The organism is Pseudomonas asturiensis, assembly GCF_900143095.1.
Taxonomy (GTDB): Bacteria; Pseudomonadota; Gammaproteobacteria; order Pseudomonadales; family Pseudomonadaceae; genus Aquipseudomonas; species Aquipseudomonas asturiensis.
In genome coordinates, this window is sequence record NZ_FRDA01000004.1 from 251,239 (window position 1) to 264,999 (window position 13,761).

The 13,761-nt window shown below is 61.6% G+C and carries 11 protein-coding genes and 1 other RNA gene; 6 read left to right on the plus strand and 6 right to left on the minus strand.

Annotated features, from left to right (window positions below; translation table 11 throughout):
• Positions 1 to 151 precede the first annotated feature (151 nt).
• Positions 152 to 1,318 carry a zinc-binding metallopeptidase family protein gene (locus BUB69_RS09190; RefSeq protein WP_073165675.1) on the plus strand — a complete coding sequence of 389 codons (1,167 nt, stop codon included), beginning with the start codon at positions 152 to 154 and terminating at the stop codon, positions 1,316 to 1,318.
• A 271-nt stretch (positions 1,319 to 1,589) separates the two neighbouring features.
• On the opposite strand, the gene BUB69_RS09195 is transcribed toward BUB69_RS09190, so the two are convergent.
• Entirely contained in the window at positions 1,590 to 2,102 is a 513-nt protein-coding gene (locus BUB69_RS09195; protein WP_073165003.1) for a GNAT family N-acetyltransferase, read from the minus strand.
• 227 nt (positions 2,103 to 2,329) lie between these two features.
• Between BUB69_RS09195 and ffs the strand changes: the two genes are divergently transcribed.
• Both ffs and BUB69_RS09205 read left to right on the plus strand, forming a co-directional pair.
• Positions 2,330 to 2,426, plus strand: an RNA gene (gene ffs / locus BUB69_RS09200) — signal recognition particle sRNA small type.
• A 270-nt stretch (positions 2,427 to 2,696) separates the two neighbouring features.
• Positions 2,697 to 3,821, plus strand: coding sequence for a mechanosensitive ion channel family protein (locus tag BUB69_RS09205; protein WP_073165006.1), 1,125 nt, complete (start codon positions 2,697 to 2,699; stop codon positions 3,819 to 3,821).
• 8 nt (positions 3,822 to 3,829) lie between these two features.
• On the opposite strand, the gene BUB69_RS09210 is transcribed toward BUB69_RS09205, so the two are convergent.
• On the minus strand, positions 3,830 to 5,515 hold the full coding sequence (locus tag BUB69_RS09210) for an acid phosphatase (protein WP_073165009.1): 1,686 nt from the start codon (positions 5,513 to 5,515) through the stop codon (positions 3,830 to 3,832).
• Positions 5,516 to 5,737: 222 nt separating this feature from the next.
• On the opposite strand from BUB69_RS09210, the gene dnaX reads away from it, so the two are divergent.
• Together dnaX and BUB69_RS09220 are read left to right on the plus strand one after the other, a co-directional pair.
• Positions 5,738 to 7,915, plus strand: coding sequence for a DNA polymerase III subunit gamma/tau (gene dnaX / locus BUB69_RS09215; RefSeq protein ID WP_073165013.1), 2,178 nt, complete (start codon positions 5,738 to 5,740; stop codon positions 7,913 to 7,915).
• A gap of 61 nt (positions 7,916 to 7,976) precedes the next feature.
• Entirely contained in the window at positions 7,977 to 8,303 is a 327-nt protein-coding gene (locus tag BUB69_RS09220; RefSeq protein WP_004886053.1) for a YbaB/EbfC family nucleoid-associated protein, read from the plus strand.
• Positions 8,304 to 8,549: 246 nt separating this feature from the next.
• Here the strand turns inward: BUB69_RS09220 and BUB69_RS09225 are convergent, their stop codons facing one another.
• The 4 genes from BUB69_RS09225 to BUB69_RS09240 form a co-directional block, all read right to left on the minus strand.
• Entirely contained in the window at positions 8,550 to 10,016 is a 1,467-nt protein-coding gene (locus BUB69_RS09225; protein WP_073165016.1) for an aldehyde dehydrogenase family protein, read from the minus strand.
• Between the two features lie 175 nt (positions 10,017 to 10,191).
• The gene (locus BUB69_RS09230; RefSeq protein ID WP_073165019.1) at positions 10,192 to 11,049 is read right to left on the minus strand and encodes a GNAT family N-acetyltransferase; all 858 of its coding nucleotides are present in this window, start codon (positions 11,047 to 11,049) and stop codon (positions 10,192 to 10,194) included.
• 32 nt (positions 11,050 to 11,081) lie between these two features.
• On the minus strand, positions 11,082 to 11,474 hold the full coding sequence (locus tag BUB69_RS09235) for a RidA family protein (RefSeq protein ID WP_073165022.1): 393 nt from the start codon (positions 11,472 to 11,474) through the stop codon (positions 11,082 to 11,084).
• Entirely contained in the window at positions 11,464 to 12,615 is a 1,152-nt protein-coding gene (locus tag BUB69_RS09240) for a DSD1 family PLP-dependent enzyme (protein WP_141121837.1), read from the minus strand. The genes BUB69_RS09235 and BUB69_RS09240 overlap by 11 nt, the downstream gene beginning before the upstream one ends.
• Before the next feature lie 95 nt (positions 12,616 to 12,710).
• Here BUB69_RS09240 and BUB69_RS09245 point away from each other — a divergent pair, with 95 nt between their 5' ends.
• Positions 12,711 to 13,595, plus strand: coding sequence for a LysR family transcriptional regulator (locus BUB69_RS09245; protein WP_073165024.1), 885 nt, complete (start codon positions 12,711 to 12,713; stop codon positions 13,593 to 13,595).
• Positions 13,596 to 13,761 lie beyond the last annotated feature (166 nt).

A 13,761-nucleotide genomic window follows, 5' to 3' on the forward strand; every position in this document is an offset into this window, starting at 1 on the left:
CAGTAGGATTTGTGTAACGACGAGCGCCCGCAAGCACCCTTTTGGCCCACAAAACCGCCGTTGTTCGACTGGATTCAGTTGGCCCGATAATATTTTGAACCCCTGAAGCTTCGACATGATCTAGTCCATGCAAGGCCCACGGGAGATCGCCATGTATCGCTTTTTCGAGCAATTAAGTTCACGTATCACCGCGCCCTTTGTCGGTGAAACCAAACGCAACAGTAAAGTCTGGCAATGTCAGTGCGGCCAGTCGGTGTTTTTCCCCAATACCCAATGCCTGGCTTGCTCGGCAGCGCTGGGTTATCTGCCTGAGCAGGGGCGTATTGCGTCGCTGGAGCCAGGGCCTGAGCCCAGCACATGGCGCTTGAGCGATGAACTCGGCGCAGGTGTCTATCGGCGTTGTGCCAACCTCGACACGCCAGCGGCCTGCAACTGGCTGTTTCCTGCGCACAACGCGGGTGAGTTCTGCGTCGCGTGCAGCCTGAACCGGACCATTCCTGACCTGTCGATCCCGGAAAACGGCGAGCGCTGGCGCAAGGTCGAAACGGCCAAGCGCCGTCTGGTCGCGCAGTTGATATCCCTCGGCCTGAAGGTTATCCCCAAGACAGTCGATGAAGAAGCCGGGCTAGCGTTCGACTTTGTCGGCGTGGATCTGGAAGGCAACCTGCCGACCACCGGTCACGCCAATGGCCTGATCACGCTGAACATCGAAGAGGCCGACGACGCGCACCGTGAAGCGATCCGGGTGAAGATGCACGAACCCTATCGCACACTGCTCGGTCACTTCCGTCATGAAGTCGGGCATTACTACTGGGACCGGCTGATCGCCAATACGTATTGGCAGGAAAGCTATCGCAACCTGTTCGGTGACGAGCGGGCCAGCTATGCCGACGCACTGGATCACCACTATAAAAACGGTGCGCCGGACAACTGGCAGGAAAGTTTCGTCAGCGCCTACGCCACCATGCACCCGTGGGAAGACTGGGCTGAGACCTGGGCGCATTACTTGCACATGATGGATGCGGTCGATACTGCGCTGGGCTTCGGCATGAGCGCCCGCGACATGGAACTGGACTACCAGCCGTTTCCGCTGGAGACGCTGTTCGACCCGCAACATCCAGGCGGTCCGGCGTTCCTGTCGTTCGTCAACGCCTGGATCGAACTGGCCAGCATGCTCAACGAGCTGTCGCGCAGCATGGGTCAGCCGGATTTCTATCCGTTCGTGCTGCCGCCCGCCGTCATCGCCAAGCTGCACTTCATCCATCTGGTCATCCAGGATGCCGGTGGCAAGGCGGATGAGGTATTGCAGGCGCAGTAGACGTTCTGGCGGAACACCGGACCTTGGGAGCGGACCAGGCGATGTTCCGCCTGTCCGCGAATGCAGCAGCTCAGCTGTTGCATCTTCGTCGGGTGTAACGACCTTTTCGCGGACAAGTCCGCTCCCACAGTCTGCTCCAGAAAAGCCTCTTGTTCAGGGGTTTATCGGGCTTTGACGGGATGCGGCTTGCCGGCCATGCAGTCTTTCAGGCGACACAGGATTGACTGGGCGGGCATCTGCGCCGACACGTTGTCTTCCGCACCCGTTGGGCTTAGCTGCTGTAGCTGCTTTCATCCTGAAGCTTCAACACCAGCCGCCGTTCGAAGCCTATCCGACCGCGATAGGCTTCGCCGGTGTCTATCCAGCCCTGACCCACGTACAGCCCGATAGCGGCTGCATTGTCCGCGTCCACTGACAGCATCAGTTGCCTGATGTCCGGCCACTTCAACCCCAGCGCGGCTGGCAGCGCTTTCAAGCACACCTTGCCCAATCCCTTGCCCTGTTCGCGACGATCGATCTGCAGCGCATGCAAGGTGGCGGTCGCGTCTTCCGATGCCCAATGCGGCAGGCATTCCCCGCGCTTGAGCATGAAAAAACCCTTGGGTATCTCGTCGACCAGCAGCACGAACCCCGCAATATCGGCGTTGGGATTGACCAGCAGGGTATTGAGCGCCGTATGGATATCGCCCGAGAACTGAATCTGTTCCGGTGCGATCTCGAGCGTTTCAAGCAGCGTGCATTGAGTGGGGGTGAGTTCTTCGTAGCTGACCAATCGAGTCTGCATGAGCAACCTGTCGGCTGATTGTGGGTAGGGGAGGCAGGTTACAGGAGGCTTCGGCTCCGATTCCAGCGTTGCCGCCCATCTGTGGCACAGACGGGCAACGCTTCAGCCCCTGTCACACAAGTGCTTGAGCCTGATCGAAATTTTTATCCGGGCCGGAGGTTGTAAACTCGCTCCAGACCGGTACAATGGCGCGGCTCGCCTACTGGTGAGCGTCGTTATGGTGACCCCATCGGTCCCCCCGCAACGATTACCCGTGAACCTGGTCAGATCCGGAAGGAAGCAGCCACAGCGGGAACATTGTGTGCCGGGGTGTGGCTGGTGGGGGCACCACCTTAACGACTCCTCTGTCGGTCCTCGACGCAGCAATAACCTCCAGAATCAACCTCCAGAATCCTGTCTCTCCAAAAGCCTTATTCCCGAATGTTTCGTCGATTCCGTTCAATCGGCAAATTAATCTGAACGCTCAAGCCATCAGGCCACCTAAAACCCTACGCGTCGCTTGAAACCGTGTTACGGCAAGGGGCATATCAAGTCGCTGCGGGTGTCAAAGGCTTTTCGGTCGGGCGTCTCGCAGCAATGCAGCCGGGGGGCCGAATGGAACATGACATCATCCTCTTTTTCACAGACTCACAATTTCTGGGTATTTCGCTGGCGAACTGGATTCTGGCTATCGTCGCATCGACGCTGAGCTTCGTCCTGGTTCGTGGGGCTATCGGGTTTGTGCTGCGAAAGATCCGCACACGCTCGTCGGCGCCCAATGCGCACTTGAGTTACATCGCTGTCGAGGTGCTGTCCGGCACCAGCAATACGCTGTTATTGCTGGCCTCGTTGTTGATCGGGGTCGGCATGCTCGATCTGCCGGAGCGCTGGCTCGGGCGGGTCAGCAGCCTCTGGTTCGTGGTCGCGGCCTTGCAGGTCGGGCTCTGGGCGAACCGCGCGATAGCGCTGGCGTTGTACCGCTATTTCGCCCGTCACAGCACCACCAGCACGTTTCAGGGCAGTGCGCTGGCGACCTTGAGCCTGTGGGGCGCGAAGGTCCTGCTGTGGGCCACGGTGCTGATGGCAATGCTGTCCAATGTCGGGGTGAACATCACGGCGTTCGTCGCCAGCCTTGGCGTGGGCGGCATCGCCGTGGCGCTGGCGGTGCAGAACATTCTCGGCGACGTATTCGCCTCGTTATCCATTGCCGTGGACAAGCCGTTCGAGATCGGTGATTTCATTGTGGTGGGCGCGCTGTCGGGCACAGTCGAGCATGTCGGCCTGAAGACCACACGCATCCGCAGCCTGGGCGGCGAGCAGATCGTCATGGCCAACGCCGACATGATCGGCAGCACCATTCAGAACTACAAGCGGTTGCAGGAACGTCGCATCGTCTTCGATTTCAGGCTGACCTATGACTGCTCGGCAGACCAGGTGCGCGAAGTGCCAAAGAAAGTCGAAGAGATCATTCGCAGTCAGGAAAACGCCCGGTTCGACCGCTCGCATTTCCGCAGCTTTGGCGAGACGTCACTGGAGTTCGAGACGGTCTACATCGTGCTCGACCCCAGTTATAACGTTTACATGGACGTGCAGCAGGCGATCAATCTGGACATCATGGAGGCGTTTGCCGACATGGATGTGCGCTTCGCCTTTCCGTCACGCACGGTGTACGTCGCGTCCTTGCCGCCGTCCAGAGCGTCACAGCTGACCGCGCTGGAGGCGCAAAACGCCCACGCCTGATGCTGGCGTCAGGCCTTGTGGTGGTTCGAGAACTGCAAGGCGTTGGTCAGATCGCCCATGGGTTGCTGCCCGCGGGCGATCATCGCGTCGTCGCGGCGCTTGAGGCCGTCAAGTTTTTCCAGGCCATGCACGCGGGTGATCAAGCGCAGGATCGAGGCGGTGTCGTAGACCGTGTGGTCAACCGTGCCTTTACGGGCGAACGGTGAGATGACCAGCGCCGGGACCCGGCTGCCAGGGCCGAAGCGGTCGCCCTTGGGCGGCGCAACGTGGTCCCACCAGCCGCCGTTTTCGTCGACCGTTATCACGATCACCATGTTCTCCCACTGCGGGCTGTTGCGCAGCACTTTGACCACGCGGTCGATGTGCCGGTCACCCGATGCGACGTCGGCATAACCGGCGTGCATGTTCAGGTTGCCCTGGGGTTTATAGAACGTGACCGCAGGCAGCTTGCCGGCCTCGGCATCAGCCAGAAAACGGTTAGTGCCCGACTCATCGCCCAGCCCGCCGTCACGCAGCCTGCGTTTGCGCTCGGCCGGATTCTGCGGGCCTTGCTGCGTAAAGTAGTTGAACGGCTGGTGATGGTATTGAAAGTTGGGGATCTTCGGGATGCCGGTGGAATCCTTGAACTCGTCCAGCGTGACTTGCCAGGCACCCGCGTACCACGCCCAGTCGATGTCCTTTTTCGACAGTTTGTCACCAATGTGCTCGTGGCTCTGCGGCACCAGTACGTTGGCCAGATCCGGTTTGGAGTAATCAGGATTCTGCGGGTCGCGCAGCCAGGTGGGCCAGTAAGGCGGGGCCAGGGTGTTGACCGCGAAGCCGTCCGGGGTAATGGCGCTGGGGCCGAACTGTGGCGGCCCTTCCATGGCGCTGGCGGGAGACTTTTCCAGTGGTTTGAGTCGCGGGTCTTGCGGATTGTCACTCTGCAGCGTCGCGATCTGCGATTTGGCGGGCGAGTTGGCGGCGTCGGGATAGATCGGCGCAGTCGCTGAAATCAGGTACTGGTGGTTGAGAAAAGACCCCCCGAAAGCACCCTGAAAGAAGTTGTCGCACAGCACGAATTCCTTCGCCACGTCCCACAGGCGCAGCGAGTATTGAGTCTGCGCGTAGTTGCCCATGGTCAGGCCGCCCGAGTCGGCCCAGGCCACGAAACGATCATTCTTGCCTTCGTTGATCTGCATCTGGTTCTGATAGAACACGTGCCACAGGTCGCGGGTGACCAGGCTCAGCGGCAGGTCTTCCTTATTTGGCCCTTTGAGCGGGAAGGGCGCATTGGGGAGGTTTTCCTGAAACTGCACGCCAGCCGGGTAGGTCACGCCGTCAACGGTCTGCGGCCCGACCTGCAGCACGCCACCCCAGGCGGGCGGCAAGGTGCTTAGCAGGCTGCCATCGCGGTCGCGTTGTTGATAGTCGGCAGGCTTGAGTGCTGACAAGGGTTTTTCCACACCGGGAAAATCGCCGAACAGGTTATTGAAGCTGCGGTTTTCCGCGTAGATCACCACCACCGTCTTGACGTTATCGCGCAGCGCCTTGTCCAGCGCCGCACCGGTCAGGTGCTTTTCGGCAGAAACGGGGGGCTTCTCGCCGGCGGTCACATAACTGCTAAGGGTTACGCCTGCGCCCAGCGCTGCCATGCCGCCCAGAAAGCGACGACGGCTGGGGTTGGTCGTGGGGTCGTCGGGTCTGTCGGTCATGGCCAATACCTGTCTGAATTAAGTGTTACCAAAGATTTCAGGCGAGCGTATCGATGCAATATGACGGTATTGCTACAGCGCGAACAGCGTTCCGGGGTGAAAACCTTTTAAGGAAGCGGTGAATTCGTTCTTCGCACCACAATAAACCGGACACCGGATGCAATTTTGTCCCTGCTCGGCTAGCATTGGCGGTCTTCCGCTTACCAGTCGCGACGGTTTTCAATGAGTTATCAGGTTCTTGCACGTAAATGGCGTCCGCGCTCGTTCCGCGAAATGGTCGGCCAGACACATGTGCTCAAGGCCCTGATCAACGCGCTGGACAGCCAGCGCCTGCATCACGCCTATCTGTTCACCGGTACACGTGGCGTTGGCAAGACCACCATCGCGCGCATCATCGCCAAGTGCCTGAACTGCGAAACCGGCATTACCTCGACGCCCTGCGGCACCTGTTCGGTGTGCATGGAGATCGATGAAGGCCGTTTCGTGGACCTGATCGAGATCGACGCCGCCAGCCGCACCAAGGTCGAAGACACCCGCGAACTGCTGGACAACGTGCAGTACGCGCCGAGTCGCGGGCGCTTCAAGGTCTACCTGATCGACGAAGTGCACATGCTGTCTAGCCACTCCTTCAACGCCTTGCTCAAGACGCTTGAAGAGCCGCCGCCCTACGTCAAATTCATCCTGGCAACGACCGATCCGCAAAAGCTGCCGGCGACCATCCTCTCGCGCTGCCTGCAGTTCTCCCTGAAGAACATGACGCCGGAACGTGTGGTCGAGCACCTGACCCATGTGCTGGGTGTCGAGAATGTGCCATTCGAAGACGACGCGCTGTGGCTGTTGGGGCGCGCCGCGGACGGCTCGATGCGCGATGCCATGAGCCTGACCGATCAGGCGATTGCCTTCGGTGAAGGCAAGGTCATGGCCGCCGATGTGCGCGCCATGCTCGGTACGCTGGATCATGGTCAGGTGTTCGATGTGCTGACGGCGCTGCTGGAGGGCGATGCCCGTGGCGTGCTCGAGGCCGTGCGGCATCTGGCCGAGCAGGGGCCTGACTGGAACGGCGTGCTGTCGGAAATCCTCAACGTCCTGCACCGCGTGGCGATTGCCCAGGCATTGCCTGAAGGTGTCGACAACGGGCATGGCGACCGTGATCGTGTGCTCGCTCTGGCGCAGGCGCTGCCAGCCGAAGACGTGCAGTTCTATTACCAGATGGGTCTGATCGGTCGGCGTGATCTGCCCCTGGCCCCGGACCCGCGTGGCGGTTTCGAGATGGTTCTGCTGCGCATGCTGGCGTTCCGGCCTGCTGACAGTGAAGACGCGCCGAGGCAGCCGCTAAAGCCAGTGGGGATCAGCCAGGCCACGGTTGATTCCCGCAAGGCAGTGGCCGATGCGACACCTGTTGCATCGGTGGCCTCCCGACCGCCTGTGATGGCGGCACCTGATCCGGCGTTTGAGGCGACGGTACCCGCGCCCGAACCTATCAAGGCTGCCCCTGTAAAACCTGCACCTGAGCCGGAACAGCCAGCGCCTGCCGAAGACATCGACCTGCCATGGAACGAGCCCAAGGCGCCTGTTGCCGAGGCGACGCCTGAGCCCGCTGCGCAACCTGCCGAAGCGCCGGTGGCCGAGCCGGTCCTGGAGACCCTTGGCGAACAACCTGACCTCACGCCCATGCCCACGCCTGCACCGGCCAGCCCCGTGCCGGACGCGCCGCAGATCGAGGAGCAACAGGCACAGCAGCAGGCCCCGGAAGAGCCACAGCCGGTTGCCGAGCAGGCGGTCACGCCTGCCATGCTCGAAGCCATACCGGATGCTGCTTACCTTTCAGCACCCATGGACCGCGACGATGAGCCGCCGCCGGACGACGACTACGTCGAGCCGGATGTCGACATCGACCCGGCCTCGTATAGTTATCTGGATGAACTGGCGCACGAGAGCGTCAGTGAAGCCGAACCGGTCGAACCCGAGCCGACCCCGGCGGCGATGCCCGCCACGGGCCTCGCACTGGAATGGCTGGACATGTTTCCCGGCTTGCCCATCTCGGGCATGACCGGCAGTATCGCCGCCAACTGTACGCTGATGGGCAAGGAGGGCGATCACTGGTTGCTGCACCTGGACCCGGCGCACAGCGCGCTGTTCAACGCGACTCAGCAACGTCGTCTGAACGATGCGTTGAACCAGTTCCTGGGGCGCACGATCAATCTGTCTATCGAGCTGATCAAGCCCGAGCAGGAAACCCCTGCCCAGGCCGCATCGCGTCTGCGTGCCGAGCGCCAGCGCCAGGCCGAGGCTTCGATTCATGCCGACCCGTTCATCCAGCAGATGCTGCAACAGTTTGGCGCGATGATTCGAGAGGATACGATCAAGCCTGTGGACGCTCCGGCAGCACAGGCTCAATAACTGACGGCACGGCGCTTTATGCGCTGCGCAAACGAACCATCCATATTCGAGGAGATATCCCATGATGAAAGGTGGCATGGCTGGCCTGATGAAGCAGGCCCAGCAAATGCAGGAAAAAATGGCCAAGATGCAGGAAGAACTGGCCAACGCAGAAGTGACCGGCCAATCGGGCGCTGGCCTGGTGAGCGTGGTCATGACCGGTCGTCATGACGTCAAGCGCATCAACCTGGATGACAGCCTGATGCAGGAAGACAAGGAAGTGCTGGAAGACCTGATCGCCGCCGCCGTCAACGACGCGGTACGCAAGATCGAACAGGCCAGCCAGGAAAAGACCGCTTCCATGACCGCTGGCATGCAACTGCCGCCGGGCATGAAGCTGCCGTTCTGACGGCTGCTGTTGCGGGTATCAATGCCAGGCCATGTGCCTGGCATTTTTTTGGGTTTTAAATCGCGTCGATGTGTTCATCAAAAAACACGTACACACCTGGAGATGAAGCTTCTTGTGGAGCGGACCGGGCGGCGTTCCGTTTGTCCGCGAAAAGGCCGGTACATCCGACAAATATTCAGCGACTGAAATACAGTATTCGCGGACGAGTCCGCTCCCACGAGTTTGCTGCGCCATAGCGCGGCGTCGTTACTGCTCCCCGAACCCGACGATCGCCTTGGTTTCCAGATATTCCTCAAACCCCTGCACGCCATATTCGCGCCCGTTGCCGGAGCGCTTGTAGCCGCCAAACGGTGCCATGGGGTTCCAGGCCGGGTAGTTGAGGAGCACTTGCCCGGCGCGGATGCGAGAGGCCACGGCTCGGGCCTGCTGCAGGTCCTGGCTTTGTACATGAGCCCCCAGCCCGTAAACCGTGTCGTTGGCGATGGCCACGGCCTCGTCCACGGTGTCGTAAGCAATCAGGCACAGCACCGGGCCGAAGATTTCTTCCTGAGCGATGCGCATCGAGGAGTCGACTTCCGAGAATACGGTAGGGCGTGCATAAAAGCCTTTCTCAAAGCCCTCGACACGTCCAGGCCCGCCGCAGATCAGCTTTGCGCCTTCCTCAAGGCCCGCTTCGATCATCGCCTGCACGCGATGAAACTGGGCCTGGTTGGCAATCGGGCCCAGCACACTGCTTTCCGATTGCGGATCGCCAACGATGATCGCATTGGCAGTTTCGATGGCCAGCGCCTCGACTTCTGCCAGACGGTTCCTCGGCACGATCATGCGCGTCGGTGCGCTGCACGACTGACCGACGTTACGGAACGCAGCCATGACGCCAGGCGGCACAGCCTTGGCGAAGTCGGCGTCGGGCAACAGGACGTTGGGGGATTTGCCGCCCAGTTCCTGCGTGACGCGCTTGACGGTCGGTGCGGCCGCCTGCGCAACCAGAGCGCCTGCGCGATTGGAGCCAGTGATGGAGATCATGTCGATGTCGGGGTGCGCAGCCATCGCGCCGCCGACTTCCGGGCCGCTGCCGTTCACGAGGTTAAACACTCCGGCAGGCAAACCGGCATCGTGCACCAGTTGCGCGAACAGCAGTGCGCTCAAGGGCGACAGTTCGCTGGGCTTGAGCACAACGGTACAACCTGCGGCAATGGCCGGTGCGACCTTGGCGGTGATTTGATACAGCGGCCAGTTCCACGGCGTAATAAGACCGCAGACGCCGATGGGTTCGCGCTGGATGGCGGTGCTGCCTTCAACGGTCTGGAATGCATAGGTGGCCAACAGATCCCGCGCAACCCGGACGTGTTCGGCAGCCAGTGGCACCTGCATCGCCCGCGCCGAGCTGATGGAGGCACCCATTTCCAGCGAGAGTGCCTGCGCCAGGTCTTCCTTGCGCTCGATGATCAGCGCATGAATGCGGCCAATCACGTCGGCGCGCGCCTGGGGCGTCGTCGCAGACCAGGCAGGGAAGGCCGCTCGCGCCGCTGCCACTGCCCGATCCACATCCGCCGCCGAGCCGCTGGCAACGTGCGCCACGACTTCTTCCGTGGCAGGGTTGATCACCGGCAAAGTGGCTGGATCGACTGGCGAGCACCAGTGACCATCGATGTAAAACTGCTGCGCCGTCTGTGGATCGACGCGATGGCTGTTCGAAGAATGTGTGGTCATCCAGCGGGCTCCCTGGAGCAATAGAGGAACGACGGCATGGTCAATCCGTTTCAGATCAATACGCTAACAAAGCGATCGGGATAAAAAGCGCCGATCTTGAAGGCTGCGAAGAATAATCTGCTGTATGCGGGCCGCTAAGCGCATGGAGCTGTTTTGGCCGGTACACCCAGGCCTGTCAGCCGATGGCCTGAGTGACCAGCGTGAACTGCCGGACCTTGTCGCTGACCGGTGGTGGCGCGCCGAGGACCATGCGCGGCGCTCGGTCGACACACGCCAGTCCCAGGCTTTCCAGCCAGGGTGCCAGCCCGCTGTCGGACAGAATGTCGAAGCGCACGAAGGTGTCGGGGATCAGGCGCAGCAAGCAAGAGATCAGCTGGCGTGCCTGGGTCTGATCCTGGGCTACCACCGGGCCGATGATGTGGCCGCGACCGAATCGGCGCAGCAAGGCGATGCCTTGTAGCTGACCCTCCACTTCGATGCCGACGGCATGTTCGGCATCTCGCAACAGGTCTGTCAGCACTGTCGTGCGATCCAGTCCACTGCCTTCATTGGCCAGCCGGATCAGCGCTGGATGATCGGCTGGGCCCAGCGTTCGCAGTGCAGAACCGGCGGCCAGCGGCAGTTGCTCGGGCAACTGTGGTACCCCTTGATGTTGCTGGATGCGTGCGTAATCGACAAAGCCCATGCTCTGGTATAGCGGCGCGCCGGCTTCTGTCGCATTGAGAATCGGCGTGCGTGGTGCTGTGGCGTCCAGGCACAGGTGCATCAGACGACGTCCGATGCCTTTGCCCTGGTGCGCGTCGCTAACGATCACCAGGCCGATGGACGACCAGTCGCCCTGATGACACGTGAACGCCACACCGATCAGTTGCCCGGCCTGCTCGGCCACGAAGCCTTGAGCGGTGCGCTGCACCATGGCCCAGTCTTCTTCGCGATGCGGCCATTTCAGATGCACTGACAGAGCATGGGCAGCGGGCATGTCCGCTGCGGTCGCGGCGCGGTAGTGACAGGTGGAATCTGAGACTGCGCTCATGGAATCTCCTTGAGGGTCTTGTAGGTGAGGTGTCAGCGCGCGCTGCGTGCCTGCGCTTCGATCTCGATCAGGTAGCCATGATGCAGCTCTGGCACAGGGACGACGGCACGGGCCGGGCGATGGTCGCCCAGATACGTGGCGTAGAGTCGGTCGAAGGCGGGCCAGTGCTGGATGCCTGCAACGTAGACGGTGACCTTGATCAGGTCATCGGCGCGGCACCCGGCGGCGGCGAGAATGGCCAGCAGGTTGTCCAGCGCTATCGCCGCCTGCACCTCGAAGGGTTCATCGACGCTGTGACTGCCGTCGGCGCGCACCGGCAACTGCCCCGAGACATGCAGCACACCCTGATGCCGTACGGCCTGGGAATAGTGCCCGCCTGGCGCTGCAGCGTCGGGCGTGTGGATCCGTTCGATATCACCAGCCATGCAGACGACTCCAGGTGTGCACGTCGCCCTCGGCATCCAGCGCGTGATAGTCAGGGAATTGCGCGCCGGTGGCACAGGCATGGTTCGGCAGGATGCGCAAACGGCTGCCAATCGCAAAGCGCGTTGTAATGTCGTCACCGGCGTCGGCCGCCAGGGTGATGATGCCGTGCTCCTGATTGGCACCGGTGACTCTCGCGCCTTCAATCCATTCTCCGGTTTCGGTGCAGACCTGGCCGTAGCCAAAGTCCTGCCGCTGGCGCTGCGTGCCGCGATCACGGCTCATCGCCATCCAGCCTGCGTCGACGATGATCCAGCCCTTTTCCTGCTGATGGCCGATGACTGTGGTCAGCACGCTCAACGCCAGTTCGTCGGCAGTGCAGACGCCAATGTTATGCATCACCAGGTCAAAGAACACGTAGACCCCGGCCCTGACTTCGGTCACACCTTCCAGGCCCTGCGCCGACAACGCGGTGGGCGTGGAACCAATGCTGACCTCGGGGCAGGGCAGTCCGGCCCCGCGGATGCGGTCGGCAGCCGTGACGCACAGCAGGCGTTCCTGTTCGGCCATTGCCTGAAGCGCTTCAGGTGTCTCCAGATCGTAGCTGGAGCCTGCATGGGTCATCACGCCACGCAGTTGCATGCCGCCTTCTGTCAGTAATCGCGCCACCTCCAGCAGTGCGTTGTCGTCGGCCTTCAGGCCGGATCGGTGGCCGTCACAGTCGATCTCGATCCACACCTCGAACGGCTCGTCATGTGCATGACCAAACGCAACGATGGCCTGCGCGGCGATGACACTGTCCGTCAGGATGCTCAGGCGGCAACCCTTGCGGCGCAGGGCCAGCGCCTGATTCAGTTTGCCGGGCGCCATGGCGACGGCGTAAAACACGTCGTCGATGCCGTTGGCAAAACAGTGCTCGGCTTCTTTAAGCGTCGATACCGTTACACCGCGGGCACCGGCGGCCAGTTGCGCCTGAATGACCGGCAATGACTTGCTGGTCTTGACGTGCGGACGCAAGCGCACGCCGAGGCTGTTCATGCGTTGCTGCATGCGCTGGATGTTGCGCTGCATGCGCGGCACATCGACCAGGGCGACGGGCGTATCGAGGAGCGGCGGTACGGCGGGTATCAAAGAGGCTGGCATGAGCGGCGCTCGCGTGGCTGGGTACGGCTCCACTCTACTGTTTGACGATGAAGCTGTGGTTCAATAGGTTGTCATCAATCCTTAAGCTGAGCTGAATGATCGCGATCGAAGATTTACGTCTGGCCGTGACGCTGTCGCGCTGCGAGTCACTCAGTGCTGCGGCCCGGCTTCTCAATGTCTCGCCACCAGCGTTGTCGATGCGGCTGCGCAAACTGGAAGCGCAACTGGGCATTACCCTGGCCAATCGAGACGCCCGGCGTTTGAGCCTGACCGCCGAGGGTGAGCGCTTCGCCCGGGAAAGCGCCCACTTGCTGGAGCAACTGGAAGCGCTGCCGGAGTCGTTCAAGCAGCGCGATGAACGTCTGGTTGGTACGCTCAGGCTCGCGGCGCCCTTCGGCTATGGCCGCCAGCGCATTGCGCCGCTGCTTGCACGCTTTGCCAGACTGCACCCGCAGTTGCGCCTGCACCTTGATCTGCGTGAAACGCCATGGCCGGATCGACACGACAGCGATGCGGTCATCCACATCGGCAGCCTCAACGACAGCCTGTGGATCGCCCGCACGCTGGCGCACAACAATCGCTGGCTGTGCGCTAGCCCGGCGTATCTGGAGCACCACGGTATTCCTGCGTCGCCCGACGAGCTGGCGGCTCATCGTTGTATCTGTATTCGGGAAAACGATGAAGACGTGACCCTCTGGCACATGAGCAAGGGTGCGTCAAAAAAGACCCTGCGAATCGAGCCTGTGCTGCTCAGCAACGACGGCTCTGTCGCCCGCCGCTGGGCCGAGCAGGGGCTGGGCATCGTGCTGCGCTCGCAGTGGGACGTCAGCGATGCCATTGCCAGCGGCGCACTGGTGCGGGTGCTTGCTGATTGGCAACTGACCAGCGCGCCGATCAACCTGCTGGTGCCCGTGCGCAAGCAACGCAGCGCAAGGGTGCAGGCGCTGATGGAGTTTCTGGAGGTGGCGTTGAAGACGTGAGGGTGGCCCCTGTTTACACCTGACGTACCGCATAGGCATATTTTGCTGCCGGTTCCCGGCAGATCGCCGGCAAGCCGTCTCCCACAGTCCGTTGTCTGCCAGGCGGCACTGCGTTGTCATGTGGTTATGCCTCTTGGCGCGCTACGTGTCAGGCACAGCGAACACC

Bases quoted from the DNA above. Each gene is read 5' to 3' on its own strand.
- BUB69_RS09190 (WP_073165675.1), top strand. From the start codon at position 152: ATGTATCGCTTTTTCGAGCAATTAAGTTCACGTATCACCGCGCCCTTT.
- BUB69_RS09195 (WP_073165003.1), bottom strand. From the start codon at position 2,102: ATGCAGACTCGATTGGTCAGCTACGAAGAACTCACCCCCACTCAATGC.
- BUB69_RS09205 (WP_073165006.1), top strand. From the start codon at position 2,697: ATGGAACATGACATCATCCTCTTTTTCACAGACTCACAATTTCTGGGT.
- BUB69_RS09210 (WP_073165009.1), bottom strand. From the start codon at position 5,515: ATGACCGACAGACCCGACGACCCCACGACCAACCCCAGCCGTCGTCGC.
- dnaX (WP_073165013.1), top strand. From the start codon at position 5,738: ATGAGTTATCAGGTTCTTGCACGTAAATGGCGTCCGCGCTCGTTCCGC.
- BUB69_RS09220 (WP_004886053.1), top strand. From the start codon at position 7,977: ATGATGAAAGGTGGCATGGCTGGCCTGATGAAGCAGGCCCAGCAAATG.
- BUB69_RS09225 (WP_073165016.1), bottom strand. From the start codon at position 10,016: ATGACCACACATTCTTCGAACAGCCATCGCGTCGATCCACAGACGGCG.
- BUB69_RS09230 (WP_073165019.1), bottom strand. From the start codon at position 11,049: ATGAGCGCAGTCTCAGATTCCACCTGTCACTACCGCGCCGCGACCGCA.
- BUB69_RS09235 (WP_073165022.1), bottom strand. From the start codon at position 11,474: ATGGCTGGTGATATCGAACGGATCCACACGCCCGACGCTGCAGCGCCA.
- BUB69_RS09240 (WP_141121837.1), bottom strand. From the start codon at position 12,615: ATGCCAGCCTCTTTGATACCCGCCGTACCGCCGCTCCTCGATACGCCC.
- BUB69_RS09245 (WP_073165024.1), top strand. From the start codon at position 12,711: ATGATCGCGATCGAAGATTTACGTCTGGCCGTGACGCTGTCGCGCTGC.